A 20,088-nucleotide genomic window follows, 5' to 3' on the forward strand; every position below is an offset into this window, starting at 1 on the left:
GCCCCACCCCCACCCCCCGCCAACCCTTGGCAGAACTACGACCCCTGGTCGCGCGAGGTCCGCCCCGGCACTCCCCTCCAGCAGAACGGCGCCGCGGTCACCACCGAGGAGCAGCGGCGCAAGCGGGGGAAGAAGGTGCTCCTCGTCGGCGCCCTGTTGCTCGCGCTCGTCTCCGGAGGCGTCGGCGGGGTCGTGGGGGCGTATCTGGAGCGCAACGGCGGGGTGGGGGACGTCGAGCTGCCCCAGGCCGGAGCCGAGCCCCCCGGGCGGGCGCCGGACAGTGTCGCCGGGATCGCCGCTCGGGCGCTGCCCAGCGTCGTGACCCTGCACGTCAGCGGGAGCGACGAGCAGGGCACCGGGACCGGGTTCGTGCTCGACGACCGCGGTCACATCCTCACCAACAACCACGTCGTCGAACCGGCGGGCGACGACGGCGAGATATCCGTGACCTTCCACAGCGGGGACACCGCCAAGGCCACCGTCGTCGGCCGTGACGGCGGCTACGACCTCGCCGTCGTCAAGGTCACCGGCGTCAGCGGCCTGAAGCCCCTGCCGCTCGGCAACTCCGACAACGTCCAGGTCGGCGACCCGGTCGTCGCCATCGGCGCCCCGTTCGACCTGGCGGGCACCGTCACCTCCGGCATCATCAGCGCCAAGGATCGGCCCATCACGGCCGGCGGCGAGAGCGGCGACGCGAGCGATGTGTCGTACGTGGACGCGTTGCAGACGGACGCGCCCATCAACCCCGGCAACTCCGGTGGCCCTCTCCTCGACGCCCGGGCCCGGGTCGTCGGCATCAACTCCGCGATCCGTTCCGCCGACAGCGGTTCCGACCTCGACGGCGGGCAGGCCGGCTCCATCGGCCTCGGCTTCGCCATCCCGGTCAACCAGGCCAAGCGTGTCGCCGAGGAGCTGATCAACACCGGCGGGGCGACCCACCCGGTCATCGGCGTCACCCTCGACATGGACTACACCGGCGACGGAGCCCGTGTCGGCACCAAGGGCAGCGACGGCGGCTCCGCGGTCACCGACGGCGGCCCCGGCGACAAGGCCGGCATAAAGCCGGGCGACGTCATCACCGAGGTCGACGGCCAGCGCGTCCACTCCGGCGACGAACTCATCGTCAAGATCCGTGCCCACCGCCCCGGCGACCGGCTGGAACTGACCTTGGAACGCGGCGGCAAGGAGATCCGGATCTCGCTGACGCTGGGCTCGTCGAGCAGGGACTGAGACTCACGGAAACGTCACACCGAACGTCGCCCGACCGGCCCCGCTCACGCCCTGACAGGGCAAACAACCCGGAAAACCGTACGCATACCCGCATTCGGAGGCCTCGGGACAGTACCGGTCGTAGCGGATCGCCGGGTACCGTGGAGCCGGCCCGGACCACGGAAGACCCGCAAGTGACCACTGAGGGCCGAGGACCGAGGACATCGCAAGGAGCTTCAGGTGTTCAATGACATAGGACCTCTCGAGCTGGTGACGCTCGTCGTCCTCGCCGTGCTCGTCTTCGGTCCGGACAAGCTCCCGAAGATGATTCAGGACGTCACGCGGACGATTCGCAAGATCCGCGAGTTCTCGGAGAGCGCCAAGCAGGACATCCGGTCGGAGCTCGGACCGGAGTTCAAGGACTTCGAGTTCGAGGACCTCAACCCCAAGGCGTTCATCCGCAAGCAGCTGGACAACGACGACCTGGGCATCAAGGAGATCCGCAACGGCTTCGACCTGAAGAAGGAGATGGCCGAGGTCGCCGACGCCGTCCACGGCCGCGAGTCGGAATCCTCGTCCTCGTCCTCTTCGTCGTCCTCCTCGGGGTCCTCCGGTGGCAGCGTCGACATGACGAAGAAGCCCGAGAAGCCCCGCGACGAGCGCCCGCCCTACGACGCGGACGCCACCTGAGCCGTACGAACACGCGGGCGGGACACCGCCCGTACGTGATGCTTCTCATACCCCGCCCGGGTCGCGCACGGCCTGAACACGCTCCCTGCGCGCCTCGCGCGCCGGGCGCTTTCCATACTGCTCGGAGCGGGGTGGCTATGCTGCCGAGTTGTTGTGCGGACCGGACGAGTACGCCCGAAGGGGGGCGGGCCGGGCTGGTCCGGCGAGAACGAGGAGGCGTCCGGGCACATGGAGACGACGAGTCAGACGACGAGTCGGGCAGCCGCGCAGGGACCGGCCGTGGAGAGCGGACAGCAGCTCGCCTCCGCCCGGCGCACGGTCGACGGCTACCTGCTGGCGCCCTTCCCGTGGTACGGCCTCGACGAGGCATTCACGGGGCCGCGCTGGCTGATGCAGGTCGGCACGGCGGCCGACGGGACCGTGGAACACGGATCGACCGGGCACGGTGACGAGCCCTCCGTACGCAACGAGGCGACGGAGGACCGGGAGAAGTTCGCGGTGGTCGTGACCGTCGCGGCGAATCCGGACCGCAGGAGCGCCGACGGTACGGGGCTGCTGGAGGCCACGTCGGTGTCCTCGGCGGCATGGCTCGCGGGGGTGGGGCTGCTGTCCTTCACCTGGCCGGGGCAGATGGACCACTCGCTGCGCGACGACTGGCTGGAGCAGCAGACGGAGACGGCGTGGGCGCTGGCCGACGATCTGGACGGGCCTGACTGGTCGACACTGTCCCTGCCGGTGGACGGGGTGCCGACGCCGTTCCATTACCGGGAGTCCGAGTTCGGGTGGGTGCTGGCCGGCTCGACTCAGGAGGGGGTGCATGTGGGGGCGTACGGCAGAGGTATGAGCGCGTATGGGCTCGGGTTCGCCATGATCAAGGACATCTCGGCGTACGCCTAGGTTTCGCCCTGCACCAGGACAGAGTCATGACGATGGGGGCGCCGTCCGGTGAGACGGCGCCCCCATCGTCGTACAGAGATCAGAACTTGTTGCGCGGCGTGATGCCCAGCGACAGGCCCGACAGGCCCCGCTGTCGTCCGCCCAGCTTGCCCGCGATGGCGCGCAGGGCCGAGCCCGCCGGGGAGTCCGGGTCCGTGAGGACGACCGGCTTGCCCTCGTCGCCGCCCTCGCGGAGGCGGACGTCGATCGGGATGCTGCCGAGAACCGGGACGTTCGTGCCGGTGGTGCGGGTCAGGCCCTCGGCGACGACCTGGCCGCCGCCGGTGCCGAAGACGTCGACCATCTCGTCGCAGTGCGGGCAGGGCAGGCCGGACATGTTCTCGACCACACCGACGATCTTCTGGTGGGTCTGCACCGCGATGGAGCCCGCCCGCTCGGCCACCTCGGCCGCCGCCTGCTGCGGGGTCGTCACGACCAGGATCTCGGCGTTCGGGACCAGCTGGGCGACGGAGATCGCGATGTCACCGGTGCCGGGCGGGAGGTCGAGCAGCAGGACGTCGAGGTCGCCCCAGTAGACATCCGCCAGGAACTGCTGGAGCGCGCGGTGGAGCATCGGGCCGCGCCACACGACCGGGGCGTTGCCCGGCGTGAACATGCCGATGGAGATGACCTTCACGCCGTTCGCGGACGGCGGCATGATCATGTTCTCGACCTGGGTCGGACGGCCGTCGGCGCCCAGCATGCGCGGCACGCTGTGGCCGTAGATGTCGGCGTCGACCACGCCCACCTTGAGGCCGTCGGCCGCCATCGCCGCGGCCAGGTTGACCGTGACGGAGGACTTGCCGACGCCGCCCTTGCCGGACGCGACCGCGTAGACACGGGTCAGCGAGCCGGGCTTGGCGAAGGGGACCTCGCGCTCGGCGCCTCCGCCGCGCAGGGCGTTCGCCAGCTCCTTGCGCTGCTCGTCGCTCATCACGTCGAGCGTGACGTCGACCCGGGTGACGCCCTCGACCGCGGAGACGGCGTCCGTCACGCGCTGCGTGATCGTCTCGCGCATCGGGCAGCCGGAGACCGTCAGGTACACGGTGACCGCGACCGCACCGTCCGCACCGATCTCCACCGACTTGACCATCCCCAGTTCGGTGATGGGGCGGTTGATCTCGGGGTCGTTCACCGTCGCCAGTGCTTCGCGCACCGCGTCTTCCGTAGCCATAAGGACGATGGTACGGCCCGGTAGCCATGCCCCGGAAAGCCCGTCAGCGGTCGTCTACGTCACGTCCCGGCGACCGATCTGCCGGGAATACCCCGGCCTCGCGGTGACCGTTGGGCCGCTCCTCCAGCTCCTTCATCAGGTCCTGTAGCTCCGAGCGCATCCAGTCGCGGGTGGCCACCTCGCCCAGGCCGATGCGCAGGGCGGCGATCTCCCTGGTCAGGTACTCGGTGTCGGCGATGGACCGCTCGTTCTGCTTGCGGTCCTGTTCGAGGTTGACCCGGTCGCGGTCGTCCTGCCGGTTCTGCGCGAGCAGGATCAGCGGGGCGGCGTAGGAGGCCTGAAGGGACAGGGCCAGGGTCAGGAAGATGAACGGGTACTCGTCGAACTTCAGGCTGCTCGGAGCGGCGATGTTCCACAGCACCCACACGATGATCACGACCGTCATCCAGACCAGGAACCGCCCGGTCCCGATGAAACGGGCGATCCGCTCCGACAGCCGCCCGAAGGCCTCCGGGTCCCACTCGGGCAGGATGCGGCGACGCGGCGGCCGGGGTTGGTCGAGGCGCGTGCGGGGCGCCCGGGTGGCCGCGGTGGCGCCCGACGCCACGCGCTCGCGCGTGCCCTCCCGCTCAGGAGCCATGGGCCGCCACCCCCTCGCCCGTGTCCTCGTCCAGGTGGTACTCCGTCTCCCGCCAGTCCTCGGGCAGCATGTGGTCCAGTACGTCGTCCACGGTCACCACGCCCAGCAACGACCCGGACTCGTCGACGACGGGCGCCGCGACCATGTCGTACGCCGCGAAGAACCCGGCGACGACCGGCAGCGCGGCGTCCGGCGCCAGGGTCTCCAGCGCCTCGTCGACCAGCGAGCTGACCAGGGTGTACGGCGGGTCGCGCAGCAGGCGCTGGAAGTGGACCGTGCCGAGGTACTTGCCGGTGGGTGTCTCGTCGGGCGGGCGGCAGACGTAGACCTGGGCGGCGAGGGCGGGGGACAGGTCGGGGTTGCGGACGCGGGCGAGGGCGTCGGCGACGGTGGCGTCGGGACGCAGGATGATCGGCTCGGTCGTCATCAGACCGCCGGCCGTGTGCTCCTCGTACGCCATCAGCCGGCGCATGTCGGCCGCGTCGGCGGGCTGCATCAGGCTCAGCAGCCGCTCCTTGTCGTCCTCCGGGAGCTCACCGAGCAGGTCGGCCGCGTCGTCCGGGTCCATGGCCTCCAGGACGTCGGCCGCCCGTTCCTCCTTCAGCTTGCCGAGGATCTCGATCTGGTCGTCCTCCGGGAGCTCTTCGAGTACGTCGGCGAGGCGGTCGTCGTCGAGGGCGGCGGCGACCTCGGCGCGGCGCTTGGGGGAGAGGTGGTGCAGGACGTTGGCGAGGTCGGCGGGCCGCAGCTGCTCGAAGGTGGCGAGGAGGCTCTCGGCGCCCTGTCCCTTCTCCTCCAGGGAGAAGCCGGTGACCGCCGACCACTCGACGGTCAGCGACTCGCCCTTGGCCCGCCGGAAGGCACCGCTCCGGCCGCCCTTGCGTACGAACACCTTGTCGATCTCCCAGTCCCGGCGCGCCGGCAGCTGCCCGACCGACAGATCGAGGACCGTGACCTCCTCGCCGGTCTCGACGAGGGTGACGCGGCGGTCGAGGAGCTCGCCGAAGACGAGGCGCTCGGTGGGGCGCTGTTCGAAGCGGCGGACGTTGAGCACACCGGTGGTGATGACCTGGCCGGACTCGATGCTGGTGACGCGGGTCATGGGGAAGAAGATGCGGCGCCGGGTGGACAGTTCGACGACCAGGCCGAGCAGCCGTGGCGGGCGCCGGCCGACACGCAGCATGACGACCAGATCGCGCACCCGGCCCACCTGGTCGCCGTTCGGGTCGAACGCGGCGACACCGGCGAGGTGAGAGACGAAGATCCGGGGAGCGCCGGCTGCCATGGCTGAGGCTCCTTTGCATGCGGGGGTGTGCTGTGTCGCTTAACCGAATTGCCCGCTCGGGTGGGCTTCAGGCTAGCCCGTCCGGATCCGGTACGCCCTGGTGAGCGGTCCGGACGGACTGGCTCCGCCGCGGCCCCGACTCCCCGGTACGCTGCGGTACGCCGACCGGGTCCCACAACAGAAAGGCAGCCCCACCTGTGACTGCGATTCCTCAGGGTCGTACTCGCCGGGCCGCGATGGCGAGCGCCGTGTGCGCGCTGGTCGTGTCGGGCGCGGGACTGACGGGATGCAGTGAGGACCCGGACGAGGGCACCAACGGGGTCGGCAAGCTGCCGGCCGCCGAGATCCAGCGCAAGACCCGTACGGCCGCCGACTCCGCGGACGCGGTGCATCTCGCCGGGAACGTGGTGGCCGGCGGGCGTACCTACAAGCTCGACATGCAGCTGAAGTCCGACGGCGGGACCGGGTCGGTCACCGCGCAGGGGGCGACGTTCCAGCTGCTGCGGATCGATGAGCAGCTGTACCTGAAGGCCGACGCCGGTTTCTGGAGCGATGCGGGCGGTGACGGCAAGGCGGACGCCGGGGCCGTGGACAAGCTGAACGGCAAGTTCGTGAAGGTGCCGCAGGGCGACCCGACGTACAAGAAGTTCAGCGGCTTCACCGACATGGACCTGCTCCTGGACGGCCTGCTGACCCTGCACGGCACGCTGGCGACGGACGGCCACCACGAGCAGGCGGGCACCCGCACCATCCGCATCACCGGCGACAAGGGCTCCGGCGGCACCCTGGACGTCTCCCTGGAGGGGGACCCGTACCCACTCCTGCTGACCCGGGCAGGCGGCGGAGGAACCCTGACCTTCTCCGACTGGGGCAAGGACTTCACCCTGGAGAAGCCGAAGAAGAACGACACGGTGGACTACGGCAAGCAACTGCCGACGTCGTGACAGCGCCCCTCAAGGGGCGCGGGGCTGTCTCGATGTGCGGCTCGCCGCGTGGGCGCGACCAGCCACGATGGCGCGGCAGCCGAACGACGGCCTACCGCGGACTCCTCAACGCCGCTTGCGCTTCAGCAGCAGCCGCGGCAACGCCGCCGGAATCGGCCGCCGCGTCGTCGCCGGCGACGGCACCGGCGCCTCGGCCAGCGACCCGTCCGGCAGCGCCCCCATGGCGCCGGTCGGCTCCAGACGCAGCACCCGGCACTCGCGGGCCCAGCGCTCGGGCATCGCCTCGCCGTCGGGGGCGTTCAGCCGCTTGCCCTTCAGCTCGGCGACCGCCGCCTCCCACTCCTCGGAGCCCGACGCGAGCTCGACGACCTTCGCGCCCCAGGAGACCAACCGGCCCCCCTTGTCCTTGCTGCGTACGGTGACCTCGGCGGAGCCGCCGTCGGTCAGCCCCGGCAGCGGCTGCTCGCCCGGACCGTCGCCGACGACACACGCCGCACCCTCGTGCCACGCGTGCCACAGCGCCCGGGCCGGGAGGCCGGGGCCCTTGACCCAGATGAGGCCGGACTTCTTCGTGGCCTCCTCGACGAGGGCCTGGTCGAGCAGCTCGCTTGTCATGGCCCCCAGCCTATCCAGCGGGGATCGGGCCCGGTCAGAGCCAGCCGTTCCGCTTCAGCGTGCGGTGGATACCGAGGCAGATGGCCACCGTGATGCTCATGATCACCGGGTAGCCGTACTTCCAGTGCGTCTCCGGCATGTAGTCGAAGTTCATGCCGTACACACCGCACACCATCGTCGGTACGGCGATGATCGCGGCCCACGAGGTGATCTTCCGCATGTCCTCGTTCTGCGCGACGGACGCCTGCGCGAGGTTGGCCTGGAGGATCGAGTTGAGGAGCTCGTCGAAGCCGATGACCTGCTCGTGCACGCGGGCGACGTGGTCGGCGACGTCCCGGAAGTACTTCTGGATGTCCGGGTCGATCAGCCGCATCGGCCGCTCGCTCAGCAGCTGCATGGGGCGCAGCAGCGGCGAGACGGCGCGCTTGAACTCCAGTACCTCGCGCTTGAGTTGGTAGATCCGGCCCGCGTCCGTGCCGCGCGGCGTGCCCTTGCGGCCCGGCGAGAAGACCTCGGTCTCCACCTCGTCGATGTCGTCCTGCACCGCGTCGGCGACGGCGATGTACCCGTCGACGACATGGTCGGCGATGGCGTGCAGTACGGCCGACGGGCCCTTGGCGAGCAGCTCGGGGTCGTCCTGGAGGCGGTGCCTGAGCGCCCGCAGCGAGCCCTGGCCGCCGTGCCGGACGGTGATGAAGAAGTCCCGGCCGGTGAAGCACATGACCTCGCCGGTCTCGACGACCTCGCTGTTCGCGGTGAGCTCGTCGTGCTCGACGTAGTGGATGGTCTTGAAGACGGTGAACAGGGAGTCGTCGTAGCGCTCCAGCTTCGGGCGCTGGTGCGCCTGCACCGCGTCCTCGACGGCGAGCGGGTGCAGCCCGAACTCGCTGGCGATACCGGCGAATTCGGCCTCGGTCGGCTCGTGCAGTCCGATCCACACGAAGCCCCCGTCGCGGCGCACCTGGCGCATCGCCTGGTGCGGGGTCAGCGGCTTGTCGGTCTCCAGCCGGCGGCCGTCGCGGTAGACGGCGCAATCGACGACGGCGGAGGGGGTCGCGGGGTCGCGGGTGGTGTCGTACGCACCACTGTCCTTGCGCAGCGAGACGCGGGAGGGGCGGACCACGGCACGCAGGTCGCGGATCATCGACATGAGCAGGCTCCTTCGCAACGGGCAACGAAGCGTGAAGAACCGCAGCACGGTTGGAACTGCCCGGAATGGGGACGTCCTGACCTCAGGATGTTTGGCACGTCCACAAAGCGGGGAGCACCGCACCGTTGCGGTGATGGGCTTCGTTGCTGATTCAGATCGGGCCGATCAGGCAAAGCGAAACGAAGTGCTCTTCCGTGTGAGGACGCAAGCGTGAAAGGACGGCGGTCAGCCGGAGCGGAACAGCCGGATCAGCTACATCAGCGGCGGGAAGAGCGAGTGGTACTGCACGGTCGACTTCGATCCATGACAGCCCCACCTCCTCCGGCCGGTCCCTCGTAAGGGACGTTCCATACCCCGTAAGGGGTTCCCCGTAGGGGAGTCTCCATCAGCGTCGGGACTCGATCGCGACGCTTCTGCGTGCTGCCCCGAACACCGGGCAAGAGTATCAGCCGACTGAAGTGTCAAGGTGCTGCTTTGCCGGGTACTGACGAGTTCTATGCTCGCCGCATGGCTGATGTTCTTCCTCTGGTCGAGGCCCGGTTGCGCACCGCGCTGGGCGAACCGGACGCGCGCGCGGCGGTCACCTTCCTCGGTACGGACCGCATCGAGGTGCTCCGTTTCCAGCAGGACGACCTCGTCCGCTACGCCACGCTCGGCATGTCCGCGCAGCCCATGAGCGACCCGACCGCGATGATCGCCGATTCGGTCAAGGGCCCCCGCGCCGAACTGGTCCTCTCGGTCCGCGCCGGAATCGCCGACACCGACAAGGTGCTCCGCCCGCTCGCCGTGCTCGCCGCGTCCCCGCAGGTGGAGGGCGTGATCATCGCCCCCGGCGCCTCCCTGGACGTCGGTGAACCGCTGTGGCCCGGCGCCCCGTTCACCTCCGTCCTGGTCGCCGAGCCGGGCGGCCTGGTCGAGGACCTGGAGCTCGACGCGCCGGCCGACCCCGTGCACTTCCTGCCGCTGCTGCCCATGACCCCGAACGAGGCCGCCTGGAAGCGTGTGCACGGTGCCCAGGCCCTCCAGGAGCGCTGGCTGACGAACGGGACGGACCTTCGGGACCCCGCCCGTAAGTCCGTCCCGCTGGAGTGACCCTCGGGTGAGCAACCTCACCAACCAGTGGCCGAAAAGCGTCAGTTGGCGAACACGGTGACGCTGTCCTCGGTCGCGTGCCGCGTCTTGAGTTCCTCGGCCTCGTGCGTCAGGGCCGTGCGCCGTACGACGACCACGAGCGCGCCCGCCAGGGCCGTGACGGCCGCCACCACGAACGGGACCCGCATGCTGCCGGTCCACTCCTCGATCCGCGGCGCGAAGTAGGGCGCGGCCGCCGCCGCGAACCAGCGCACGAAGTTGTAGCCCGCGCTCGCCACCGGGCGCGGTGCGTCCGACACGCCGAGCGCCAGCTCCGTGTAGACGGTGTTGTTCACGCCGATGCACGCGCCAGGAACACCGCGATGCACAGGAAGCCGACCGCCATCAGGAAGGCCGTGCCGAAGAACGGGTAGCGCCAGCTGGCGTCCCCGAGCAGCGCGCCCAGCAGCGGCCCGCACGCCATGCCGAGGCCGAGGGCGGACTCGTACAGCAGGATCGCCGCGGCGCTGCCGCCGGCCGCCGCGCCGACGATGACGGCGAGGGCGGTGGAGACGAAGAGCGCGTTGCCGAGCCCCCAGCCCGCCCGGAAGCCGACCAGTTCGCCGACCGATCCGGAGGTGCCGGCCAGCCCGGCGAAGACGACCACGAACGCGAGGCCGAGCAGCAGGGTCTTGCGGCCGCCGATCCGGCTGGAGACGAAGCCGGTGACCAGCATCGCCACGGCGGTGATGAGGAAGAACGAGGTGAAGAGCAGGGAGACCTGGCCGGCTGTGGCGTTCAGGCCGCTCGCGATGGACGGCAGGATCGGGTCGACGAGTCCGATGCCCATGAAGGCGACGACCGATGCGCCGGCCGCCGCCCACACGGCCTTCGGCTGCCGCAGGATGCTGCCCGCTCTCGCGTCGAAGGTGTCCATACCGTTTCTCCCGTCCGGTCCGAGATAGCTGGCCGCTGCACATAGTATGTTAGGTAATCTAATTAATGCAAGCTACATCTATATTCGGCCGGTGAATCGGTTCCGCCCGGACGGGTGATCGTCCTTGACGTGACGCGGAAGGGGTAGGACCGTGGGGGCCTATGAGGGGCGAACCCAGTTGCCCGAAGTGTGGTGGCCGGGTCAGGGCTCCCGGACTCTTCGCCGACACCTGGCAGTGCGACGTGCACGGCACCGTGCATCCGGTGCAGCCCGTGATCCCGCCCAGCGTCGAGGCCCTCGGTGTGGTCGTGCACCGCACCCAGGTGCCGGTGTGGATGCCGTGGCCGCTGCCGATCGGCTGGCTGTTCACCGGTGTCGCCAGCGCGGGCGACGACCGCACCGGAGGTCGTGCGACGGCCGTGGCCTGCTCCGGACCCGGCCCGCTCGGCGGCATGGGCGAGATGATCCTGGTCGCCGAGGAGCTCGGGGTCGGGCTCGGTGCGCGCTATGCCGGTATCGACGGCCCGGATCCGGGGTCGTACATGAACGTCGAGAAGCCACCCCAGGCCAAGGTCCTCGCCGCCGGGCGTCCTACGCCGCTGTGGCATGTCTCGGGTGCGCCCGACGACCGTGCCGTGTTCGCGGGGGAGGCGCTCGGGATGTGGCTGTGGGCGGTCGTGTGGCCCGAGCAGTCGGGGCTGCTGATGTACGACGAGCTGGTGCTGACGGATCTGCGGGACGCGGGGGCCGAGGTGGAGTTGGTGCCCTGCGGAGCGTTGTCGCCGCGCTTGCTTGGGCCGTAGCGCCCAGGGGGGTGGGGGGTCGGTTTGGGGCGGTGCGGGTGGCTGGGGGTTGCTCGCGCCCACGCGGCGGAGCCGCATATCGATACAGCCCCGCGCCCCTATGTGCGCCCGTGTAAGGGGCGTATGGCTGTGCGGGGGTTGACAGGGGTGGTTGAAAAGCTGGTTATCCTTGAGCGTCCCTGTCTGTCCTGGCGTTTGGAGTTCGTGCGTGCGTATCGATCTGCACACCCACTCCACCGCTTCCGACGGTACGGACACCCCGGCTGAGCTGGTGCGTAATGCCGCCGCGGCCGGGCTGGACATCGTGGCGCTCACCGATCACGACACGACTCGGGGGCACGCCGAGGCCATCGCCGCGCTGCCGCGGGGGCTCACCCTCGTCACCGGTGCCGAGTTGTCCTGTCGTATCGACGGCATCGGCATGCACATGCTGGCCTACCTGTTCGACCCGGAGGAGCCCGCGCTGCTTGCCGAGCGGGAGCTGGTGCGGGACGACCGGGTGCCGCGGGCGCAGGGCATGGTCGCCAAGCTGAACGAGCTGGGTGTGCCCGTCACCTGGGAGCAGGTGCTGCGGATCGCCGGCGAGGGTTCCGTCGGTCGGCCCCATGTCGCCTCCGCGCTGGTCGAGATCGGTGTCGTACCCACCGTGGGCGACGCCTTCACCGAGGACTGGCTGGCCGACGGTGGCCGGGCCTTCGTGGAGAAGCACGAGACCGACCCGTTCGAGGCGATCCGGCTGGTCAAGGCCGCGGGCGGGGTGACCGTGTTCGCGCATCCCGCCGCGAGCAAGCGCGGCCGTACGGTGCCGGAGTCCGCGATCGCCGAGATGGCCGCGGCCGGGCTCGACGGCATCGAGGTCGACCACATGGACCACGATCCCGACACGCGGGCGCGGCTGCGCGGGCTCGCGAAGGAGCTCGGGCTGCTGACGACCGGGTCCAGCGACTACCACGGCAGCCGCAAGACATGCGTGCTCGGCGAGTACACGACGGATCCCGAGGTGTACGGCGAGATCACGCGGCGGGCCACCGGAGCGTTTCCCGTCCCGGGGGCCGGCGGGGTCTGAGGTCTCTCACCCCCAGGTCCGTTTCTTCTCACCCGGCGCTATCGCTGTGCCCACCCGTTCCGCGCTGCGGAACGACTGCCCACAGCGGTAGCCCTCTGCACAAGGCTCTCTCACCCATGTTCGACCTCGCCGTGTTCGGCTCTCTCTTCCTGACCCTCTTCGTCATCATGGATCCCCCCGGGATCACTCCGATCTTCCTCGCGCTCACCGCCGGCCGCCCGGCCAAGGTGCAGAAGCGGATGGCCTTCCAGGCCGTCTGTGTGGCGGGCGGTGTGATCACGGTCTTCGGGCTCCTCGGCCACCAGATCCTCAACTACCTGCACGTCTCCGTGCCCGCGCTGATGATCGCGGGCGGGCTGCTGCTTCTGCTGATCGCGCTCGACCTGCTCACCGGCAAGACGGACGAGCCGAAGCAGACCAAGGACGTCAACGTCGCCCTCGTCCCGCTGGGCATGCCGTTGCTGGCCGGGCCCGGTGCGATCGTGTCGGTGATCCTCGCCGTGCAGAAGGCCGGCAGTGTCGCCACGCAGGTGTCGGTGTGGACGGCGATCCTCGCCATCCATGTGGTGCTGTGGCTGGTGATGCGGTACTCGCTGCTGATCATCCGCGTCATCAAGGACGGCGGCGTGGTCCTGGTGACGCGGCTCGCGGGCATGATGCTGTCGGCCATCGCGGTACAGCAGATCATCAACGGCGTCACCCAGGTGATCAAGGGCGCCTGAGCCCGACATGTGCGCGCAGCCCGGGGTGTGCGCGCAGCCCGGGGTGTGCGCGAAGCCCCCGTACGGCCTGAGTGCCGTACGGGGGCTTCGAAGCTTCTGCGGTGATCCGCGTCTGTTATGAGGCCGTGGTCCCGGCCGGCCGGATCCACAGTCGCTGCCCTGTCGCGGCGGCCTGCTGAACGATCCGGTTGACGGAGGCGGCGTCCACGACGGTGCTGTCCACGGGGGTCCCGTCGAACTCGTCGAGTCGCATGATTTCGAAGCGCATGGCTTCTCCCTTCGTCTGGTCATCCTCCTGAGGAGAACTACTGGGGTTACGTACGTATGCAACGGGCTGCGTGTTACAAACATTCCCTACGCTAAAGAAATTTTTCGAACGGCTAACTACTGACCGGTAAGCGGTCGTCGAGGGGTCAAGGGCGGACTGACCGGGACCGGTTGTGTTCGCAGCGTGACCGCCGGGACAATGGAAGCGATGAACGACGACCTCGCGGCGCTCGCCGCCCGCATCGACCACACCAACGAGCTGCTGCAACGCATGCTCGCCGAGGTGGCGAAGACGCCCTCGACCCATGCGATCTTCGTAGACGCGGGCTACCTCTACGCGGCCGCGGGACGGCTGATCGCCGGGACGGAGGATCGCCGGGCCTTCGACGTGGACGCCGAAGGGCTGATCGAGGCCCTCATCGACCGGGCGCGCACGATCTTCGCCGACAGCAGGCTGCTGCGCGTCTACTGGTACGACGGCGCGCGGCGCCGCATCCACACGGCGGAACAGCAGTCGATCGCCGAGCTCCCCGACGTGAAGGTCCGCCTGGGCAACCTCAACGCCAACAACCAGCAGAAGGGCGTCGACTCACTGATCAGGACCGATCTGGAGTCGCTGGCCAGACACCGTGCCATCAGCGACGCAGCCCTGCTCGGCGGGGACGAGGACCTGGTGTCGGCGGTCGAGGCGGCGCAGGGGTACGGGGCGCGGGTGCACCTGTGGGGCATCGAAGCACCGGAAGGGCGTAACCAGGCGGAGCCGCTGCTCTGGGAGGTCGACAGCCAGCGCACCCTCGACCTCGACTTCTTCAAGCCCTACGTCGCCCGGCGCACGGCCGCCGCGTACGAGGCCGCCGGGTCCCGGCCGACGCGGGAGGACGTGCGTTTCGTCGGCGCGCAGATCGCGGCGAAGTGGCTCGCGGCACGGGGCCGCGAGTCGCTCGCGGAACTGCTGCCCGGACACCCGTATCTGCCCGGCTCCGTCGACCAGGACCTGCTGGTGGAGGCGGAGGGGCTGCTCCAGTACTCGCTGCGCGGGCAGTCGGATCTGCGGCGGGCGCTGCGGGACGGGTTCTGGGAGCACCTTCAGGCGCAGTACTAGACCCTGCCGTCTGCCGGGCGGGTGCCCGTGTCGTCGACGGTGTCCCAGAAGTCGGCGACCGCTCGGGCCGTGCGCAGGGGCTGGTCGGCGTTGGGGGAGTGTTCGGCGCCGGGGATGACGGTGCGGCGGGCGTTCAGGCGGGCGGCCATGTCGTCGAGGACCGGGACCGGCCAGGTGTCGTCGCTGGCGCCGGACAGGACGTGGAACGGGAGCGGCAGGGCCGCGAGTTCGTCGACACGGTCCGGTTCCGTGCACAACTGGCGCCCTGTGGCGAGGAGCTGCGCGGGTTTCGTGCCGAGCCAGCGGCGCCGCAGCAGCTCCTGTCCGCCGATGCCGCGCGCCGGTCCGCCGACCTCCTCGGGCGGCCCCATCGCGAGGATCGCCTCCCATGTCTCGGCCATGTTCATCACCCCGAGCGCGTCCCGCAGCAGCTTCACGCGCTGCTGCTGGGAGTCGGAGATCTGCGCGGGGCCCGACGCCATCAGGGTGAGCGAGCGGAACGGCGCGTGGTCGAGGAGGACGGCGGCACGGGCGATCTGGCCGCCGAGGGAGTGACCGAAGAGGTGGAGCGGGGCGCCGAGGCCGTCGCCGAGTGCCGCTGCCTGCGCGAGTACGTCCCTGGCCAACTCGCCCTGCGCGTAAGCGGATTCGTCGCGCTCCGGCCCGTCCGACTCGTGCTGTCCCCGCCCGTCCACGGCGACCGTACGGTAGCCGCGCGCCGCGAGCGGCTCGTGCATCAGCGTGAAGTCCTCCTTGCTGCCGGTGAACCCGGGGAGCAGCAGGGCGACACCTCGGGGCTCGACGCCCGGGGCGACCGGGGAGTCGACGACGGCGAACGTGCCGCGGGAGGTGGGGAGGGGGTAGGCGCGGGCGTTCGGGGGCGGCGTGAAGGCGGGTTCGGTGGTCACGGGGGGAGGGTAGCCGGTGCACCCCCAGACCCCCACCCGCCGGCCCGGGAACGCCGACGGCCCGGCCCCGCGCTGGGCGGGACCGGGCCGTCGTACGGGAGATCCTCCACGGAAGATCCTGTACAGGACATCCCGTACAGGACATCCCGTGCAGGACATCCCGTACAGGAGATCAGCTCTCCGCGGGCTCCGTGGCTGCCGTGGCCTTGCGGGTACGGCGCACCTTGGGCTTCACCTCGGCCGTGCCGTCGGCGGCCTCCACGGCCTCCACGGTCGCCGCGGCCTTGCGGGTCCGGCGGCGAGGCGCGGGCGCCTCGGCGGCCGTCGGCTCCTGCGTGGCCTGGGCCGGGATGTCGGCGGCCGGCGCGGCGGCGGTGGCCTTGCGGGTGCGGCGAGCCTTGGGCTTGGCCTCGGTGGTCTCGGCCGTGTCCACGGCGGCTTCCGCGGTGGCCGTCGCCTTACGGGTCCGGCGCGGCTTGGCCTCGACGGCTTCCGGCTCGGCGACGGTCGCCGCGGCCTTGCGGGTCCGGCGCGGCTTCGCCTCGGTGCCCTCGGCCGTGTCGGCGGCGGCTTCGGCGGGAGCGGCTGCCTTGCGCGTACGGCGCGTCTTGGGCTTGGCCTCGGTGGCCTCGGCCGTGTCGACGGCAGTCTCGGCGGCGACGGTCGCCTTGCGGGTGCGGCGCGTCTTGGGCTTGGCCTCGGCGGCCTCCGGCTCCTGGTCCGTCTGGGCCGGGATGTCGGCGGCAACCGGTGCGGCGGCTTCGGCGGTCGCCGCGGTCTTGCGGGTGCGGCGCGTCTTGGGCTTGGCCTCGGTGGCCTCGGCCGTGTCGACCGCGTCCTCCGCCGGGGCCGTCGCCTTACGGGTCCGGCGACGCGGCTTGGCCTCCTCCGTCGCCTCCGGGGTCTCCGGGGCGGCCTCGGCCGTGTCGACCGCGGTCTCCGCCGGGGCCGTCGCCTTGCGGGTGCGGCGGCGCGGCTTGGTGGCGGGAGCCTCGTCGGACTCCGCGACCTGAGGGGCCGTAGCGGCCTCAGCGGTCTCGGACGGCTGGACGGCCTCCGAGACCTTCGCGGTTTCCGAAGGCTCGGCGGCCTCGGGCTCCGTCGCCGTCACCGTCGCCGTTTCGGCCGAAGTCGCCTTCGGCTCCGCCGACTTGCGGGTGCGGCGGCGGCGCGGCTTCGCCGGCGCCTCTTCGGTGGTGTCCAGGGACGGGCCCTCCGCCGTGGCGACGGCCGCCTCCGCGGCATCCGCCGGCTCGGGCGCCGAGGACGTGGCGGTCACGGCAGTGGTCGGCTCCGCAGCCCCGCCGCGGGTGCGGCGACGGCGGCGCGGGGTGCGCGGCGCGGTCACGGCCTCCGCCGTGGTGGCCTCGACGGTCTCGTCCGCCGTCGTGGGACCGGCGGCCGGCGCCGACGTCTCGTCCATCGATGCCCCACCGCGCGTACGGCGGCGGCGACGCGGCGTGCGGGCCGGGCGCTCGCGGTCCGACGAGGACGAGCGGGACTCGTCCCGGCCGCCCCGGCCTCCGCGACCGCGACCGCCACGACCGCCGGTCTCGCCGAGGTCCTCCAGCTGCTCCGCCGCCAGCCCGGCGCGCGTGCGCTCCGAGCGGGGCAGAACGCCCTTGGTGCCCGCGGGGATCTTCAGTTCCTCGAAGAGGTGCGGCGACGTGGAGTACGTCTCCGGCGGGTCGTTGAAGTTGAGCTCCAGCGCCTTGTTGATGAGCTGCCAGCGCGGGATGTCGTCCCAGTCGACCAGCGTGATCGCCGTACCCGTGTTGCCCGCGCGGCCCGTACGGCCGATGCGGTGCAGGTACGTCTTCTCCTCTTCCGGCGACTGGTAGTTGATGACGTGCGTCACGCCCTCGACGTCGATACCGCGTGCGGCGACGTCGGTGCAGACGAGGACGTCCACCTTGCCGTTGCGGAAGGCGCGCAGCGCCTGCTCACGGGCGCCCTGGCCGAGGTCGCCGTGGACCGCGCCGGAGGCGAAGCCACGCTGCTGGAGCTGGTCGGCGAGGTCGGCCGCGGTGCGCTTCGTACGGCAGAAGACCATGGCCAGTCCCCGGCCGTCGGCCTGCAGTATGCGCGCGACCATCTCCGGCTTGTCCATGTTGTGCGCGCGGTAGACGTGCTGCGCGATGTTCGCGACGGTCACGCCCTCGTCGTCCGGCGCGGTGGCGCGGATGTGGGTGGGCTGCGACATGTAGCGGCGCGCGAGGCCGATGACCGCGCCCGGCATGGTCGCCGAGAACAGCATGGTCTGGCGGCGGGCCGGCAGCATGTTGATGATCTTCTCGACGTCGGGCAGGAAGCCCAGGTCGAGCATCTCGTCGGCCTCGTCGAGGACGAGCGCCTTGATGTGCTTGAGGTTGAGCTTCTTCTGGCCCGCGAGGTCCAGCAGCCGGCCCGGGGTGCCGACGATGACGTCGACGCCCTTCTTGAGGGCCTCGACCTGGGGCTCGTAGGCCCGGCCGCCGTAGATGGCGAGGACGCGGACGTTGCGGACCTTGCCCGCGGTCAGCAGGTCGTTCGTCACCTGGGTGCACAGCTCGCGCGTGGGGACGACGACGAGCGCCTGCGGGGCGTCGGTGAGCGCCTCGGGCTCGGCGCGCCCGGCCTCCACGTCGGCGGGGACGGTGACGCGCTCGAGGAGCGGGAGGCCGAAGCCCAGCGTCTTGCCGGTGCCGGTCTTGGCCTGGCCGATGACATCCGTGCCCGAGAGGGCGACGGGGAGGGTCATCTCCTGGATGGGGAAGGGGTTGACGATGCCGACGGCCTCAAGGGCCTCGGCGGTCTCGGGAAGGATTCCGAGCTCTCGGAAAGTCGTAGTCAGGGTGCTGCCTCTTCTGTGTGCGCGGTGCGAGGCGAGCGCGGGGGTCTTGACGGACCGTGCCGGGGACGTCGGCTGCCTTACGGGCTGGCCGTAGGGCACGGGACCACTGCCGACGCTCTAGCGCTCGTACCGCTGAGGGTGTCCCCCTCCGGGCTTCGTACGCAGAATGCCGTACGGCCGTGGAGGGCTGTCGGGTCGGAGCCGATCGGGCCACCGACCGGGCATCCTCATAACGTGCGGCCCGTCGAGATACGTCTGAGTACTCAGCGGGCGCATTACCACCATACCCCGGAAACGCGCACATGCGATGGCCGAATTGGTCACGTAGTCGGCGTCACAGTGATTGACCAGGGACTTCCGTGACACGGTGAGCGAGCTATTGTGCGCTTCATGACGACGCCTGACAACACCTCCGACGTCCCTGACCCCTCCGACACCCCCGCCGAACACACCGGGGTCGCCGCCCAGGACTGGGCGCGGGCCTCCGCCGACCCGCAGTACCGGGCCGCTGTCGTGGATCTGCTCGGCGCGCTGGCCTACGGGGAGCTGGCGGCGTTCGAGCGGCTGGCGGAGGACGCCAAGCTGGCGCCGACGCTGGCGGACAAGGCGGAGCTGGCGAAGATGGCGTCCGCCGAGTTCCACCACTACGAGAAGCTGCGGGACCGGCTCACCGAGATCGGGGCGGAGCCTACGCAGGCCATGGAGCCGTTCGTCGCGGCGCTCGACGGGTTCCATCGGCAGACGGCGCCCTCGGACTGGCTGGAGGGACTGGTCAAGGCGTACGTCGGTGACTCGATCGCGAGTGACTTCTACCGGGAGGTCGCGGCTCGGCTCGATGCGGACACGCGTGGGCTGGTGCTGGCCGTGCTGGACGACACCGGGCATGCGTCGTTCGCGGTGGAGAAGGTGCGGGCGGCGATCGACGCGGATCCTCGTGTGGGTGGGCGGCTCGCCTTGTGGGCCCGGCGCCTGATGGGGGAGGCGTTGTCGCAGTCGCAGCGGGTGGTCGCCGACCGGGACGCGCTGTCCACGATGCTGGTGGGTGGGGTCGCGGACGGGTTCGATCTCGCGGAGGTCGGGAAGATGTTCTCGCGGATCACTGAGGCGCACACGAAGCGGATGGCTGCGCTGGGGCTCGCTGCCTAGGGCGCGGCCCCGCTCTGGGGGCTGCCGCCCCCAGGCCCCCGCTTTCGGCCCTTCGGGCCTCGTCCTCAAACGCCGTACGGGCTGGAAGATCCCGGCCGGCGTTGAAGAGTGACCGTCATGGTTCCGGCGGCCGGTCGTGATCGTCGTGGTTCCGCGGCCGGTCGCTCTCGGGGGCTACGCGGTCGCGGAGTGGCCGCTCAGTCTTCCCGCCGGGCGTACCAGCAGGGAGAGCGAGGCGGCGGAGACGACCGCCGAGCCGATGAGGATCACGAAGAGGTTGCCGAAGTCCAGCGCGGTGTGGGTGATGAAGGCGCCGAAGAGGGCGCCGGCGACACCGGTCGGCAGGACCAGGGAGCGCGCGGGCAGGCGGTGCGGCAGGCGGTGGGCGGCAGCCCATGCCAGGGCCAGGCCGAGGATCGCGGAGCTGAGCGCTTCCAAGAGCATGCTGGGGTCCCTCCCACATGGCCGACCTGCTCGAAACGGTCGTAACCCGTCATACCCCTGACCTGCGGAATGCAATCCTCCTCTGTGAGAGGCCTGTGCTCCGTCCGTGGAGGAACGCGGGAGGGGCCCGGCGACCGTGATCGCCG

General features: G+C 70.8%; 19 protein-coding genes and 1 pseudogene. 10 read left to right on the top strand and 10 right to left on the bottom strand.

All coding sequences use genetic code 11. The annotated features are described in order from the left end of the window. From KUM44_RS22775 to KUM44_RS22785, 3 genes are all read left to right on the top strand, one after another. Positions 1-1,230 (top strand): S1C family serine protease (locus KUM44_RS22775; RefSeq protein ID WP_217210444.1); only part of this gene is annotated, 1,230 nt, incomplete at its 5' end. A 219-nt stretch (positions 1,231-1,449) separates the two neighbouring features. Continuing rightward, on the top strand, positions 1,450-1,899 hold the full coding sequence (locus KUM44_RS22780) for a sec-independent translocase (protein ID WP_217210446.1): 450 nt from the start codon (positions 1,450-1,452) through the stop codon (positions 1,897-1,899). Between the two features lie 228 nt (positions 1,900-2,127). Further along, the gene (locus tag KUM44_RS22785; protein ID WP_254389938.1) at positions 2,128-2,796 is read left to right on the top strand and encodes a hypothetical protein; all 669 of its coding nucleotides are present in this window, start codon (positions 2,128-2,130) and stop codon (positions 2,794-2,796) included. Positions 2,797-2,875: 79 nt separating this feature from the next. Here KUM44_RS22785 and KUM44_RS22790 read toward each other — a convergent pair whose 3' ends face one another. The 3 genes from KUM44_RS22790 to KUM44_RS22800 are packed head-to-tail and all read right to left on the bottom strand — an operon-like array spanning position 2,876 to position 5,934. Then, positions 2,876-4,009: an Mrp/NBP35 family ATP-binding protein gene (locus KUM44_RS22790; protein ID WP_217210450.1), complete on the bottom strand. Its 1,134-nt coding sequence runs from the start codon at positions 4,007-4,009 to the stop codon at positions 2,876-2,878. A gap of 43 nt (positions 4,010-4,052) precedes the next feature. Beyond that, positions 4,053-4,649, bottom strand: a complete 597-nt coding sequence (locus KUM44_RS22795) for a DUF1003 domain-containing protein (RefSeq protein ID WP_217210453.1) — start codon at positions 4,647-4,649, stop codon at positions 4,053-4,055. Next, entirely contained in the window at positions 4,639-5,934 is a 1,296-nt protein-coding gene (locus KUM44_RS22800; RefSeq protein ID WP_217210456.1) for a magnesium transporter MgtE N-terminal domain-containing protein, read from the bottom strand. Before KUM44_RS22800 ends, KUM44_RS22795 begins: the two co-directional genes overlap by 11 nt. A 197-nt stretch (positions 5,935-6,131) precedes the next feature. Between KUM44_RS22800 and KUM44_RS22805 the strand changes: the two genes are divergently transcribed. Continuing rightward, on the top strand, positions 6,132-6,878 hold the full coding sequence (locus KUM44_RS22805; protein WP_217210462.1) for a hypothetical protein: 747 nt from the start codon (positions 6,132-6,134) through the stop codon (positions 6,876-6,878). 105 nt (positions 6,879-6,983) lie between these two features. Here KUM44_RS22805 and KUM44_RS22810 read toward each other — a convergent pair whose 3' ends face one another. Then, positions 6,984-7,493 carry a hypothetical protein gene (locus KUM44_RS22810; RefSeq protein ID WP_217210463.1) on the bottom strand — a complete coding sequence of 170 codons (510 nt, stop codon included), beginning with the start codon at positions 7,491-7,493 and terminating at the stop codon, positions 6,984-6,986. Positions 7,494-7,527: 34 nt separating this feature from the next. Then, positions 7,528-8,643 (bottom strand): magnesium and cobalt transport protein CorA, encoded by a 1,116-nt coding sequence (locus tag KUM44_RS22815; protein WP_217210464.1) that lies wholly within the window; start codon positions 8,641-8,643, stop codon positions 7,528-7,530. A gap of 507 nt (positions 8,644-9,150) precedes the next feature. Between KUM44_RS22815 and KUM44_RS22820 the strand changes: the two genes are divergently transcribed. Further along, positions 9,151-9,735: a suppressor of fused domain protein gene (locus KUM44_RS22820; protein ID WP_217210466.1), complete on the top strand. Its 585-nt coding sequence runs from the start codon at positions 9,151-9,153 to the stop codon at positions 9,733-9,735. 41 nt (positions 9,736-9,776) lie between these two features. On the opposite strand, the pseudogene KUM44_RS22825 reads toward KUM44_RS22820, so the two are convergent. After that, positions 9,777-10,651, bottom strand: a pseudogene (locus KUM44_RS22825) (MFS transporter). A 161-nt stretch (positions 10,652-10,812) separates the two neighbouring features. On the opposite strand from KUM44_RS22825, the gene KUM44_RS22830 reads away from it, so the two are divergent. The 3 genes from KUM44_RS22830 (at position 10,813) to KUM44_RS22840 (ending at position 13,242) form a co-directional block, all read left to right on the top strand. Further along, complete coding sequence (locus KUM44_RS22830) at positions 10,813-11,454, top strand: DUF6758 family protein (RefSeq protein ID WP_217210468.1); 642 nt, start codon at positions 10,813-10,815, stop codon at positions 11,452-11,454. A gap of 208 nt (positions 11,455-11,662) precedes the next feature. Continuing rightward, entirely contained in the window at positions 11,663-12,520 is an 858-nt protein-coding gene (locus KUM44_RS22835; RefSeq protein ID WP_217210470.1) for a PHP domain-containing protein, read from the top strand. A 116-nt stretch (positions 12,521-12,636) separates the two neighbouring features. Continuing rightward, positions 12,637-13,242: a MarC family protein gene (locus KUM44_RS22840; protein ID WP_217210472.1), complete on the top strand. Its 606-nt coding sequence runs from the start codon at positions 12,637-12,639 to the stop codon at positions 13,240-13,242. Between the two features lie 115 nt (positions 13,243-13,357). On the opposite strand, the gene KUM44_RS22845 is transcribed toward KUM44_RS22840, so the two are convergent. Further along, positions 13,358-13,510, bottom strand: a complete 153-nt coding sequence (locus KUM44_RS22845) for a hypothetical protein (protein ID WP_217210473.1) — start codon at positions 13,508-13,510, stop codon at positions 13,358-13,360. A 207-nt stretch (positions 13,511-13,717) separates the two neighbouring features. Between KUM44_RS22845 and KUM44_RS22850 the strand changes: the two genes are divergently transcribed. After that, on the top strand, positions 13,718-14,611 hold the full coding sequence (locus KUM44_RS22850; protein WP_217210475.1) for an NYN domain-containing protein: 894 nt from the start codon (positions 13,718-13,720) through the stop codon (positions 14,609-14,611). Here KUM44_RS22850 and KUM44_RS22855 read toward each other — a convergent pair. Both KUM44_RS22855 and KUM44_RS22860 read right to left on the bottom strand, forming a co-directional pair. Further along, complete coding sequence (locus tag KUM44_RS22855) at positions 14,608-15,519, bottom strand: alpha/beta fold hydrolase (RefSeq protein ID WP_217210477.1); 912 nt, start codon at positions 15,517-15,519, stop codon at positions 14,608-14,610. The two genes, KUM44_RS22850 and KUM44_RS22855, sit on opposite strands and share 4 nt — an antisense overlap. Positions 15,520-15,691: 172 nt before the next feature. Then, complete coding sequence (locus KUM44_RS22860) at positions 15,692-18,259, bottom strand: DEAD/DEAH box helicase (RefSeq protein ID WP_217210554.1); 2,568 nt, start codon at positions 18,257-18,259, stop codon at positions 15,692-15,694. 483 nt (positions 18,260-18,742) lie between these two features. On the opposite strand from KUM44_RS22860, the gene KUM44_RS22865 reads away from it, so the two are divergent. After that, positions 18,743-19,498: a ferritin-like fold-containing protein gene (locus KUM44_RS22865; protein WP_254389940.1), complete on the top strand. Its 756-nt coding sequence runs from the start codon at positions 18,743-18,745 to the stop codon at positions 19,496-19,498. A gap of 174 nt (positions 19,499-19,672) precedes the next feature. Here the strand turns inward: KUM44_RS22865 and KUM44_RS22870 are convergent, their stop codons facing one another. Then, on the bottom strand, positions 19,673-19,942 hold the full coding sequence (locus KUM44_RS22870; RefSeq protein ID WP_217210481.1) for a hypothetical protein: 270 nt from the start codon (positions 19,940-19,942) through the stop codon (positions 19,673-19,675). Positions 19,943-20,088: the final 146 nt, after the last annotated feature.

The organism is Streptomyces sp. AC550_RSS872, from assembly GCF_019049285.1.
GTDB lineage: Bacteria > Actinomycetota > Actinomycetes > Streptomycetales > Streptomycetaceae > Streptomyces.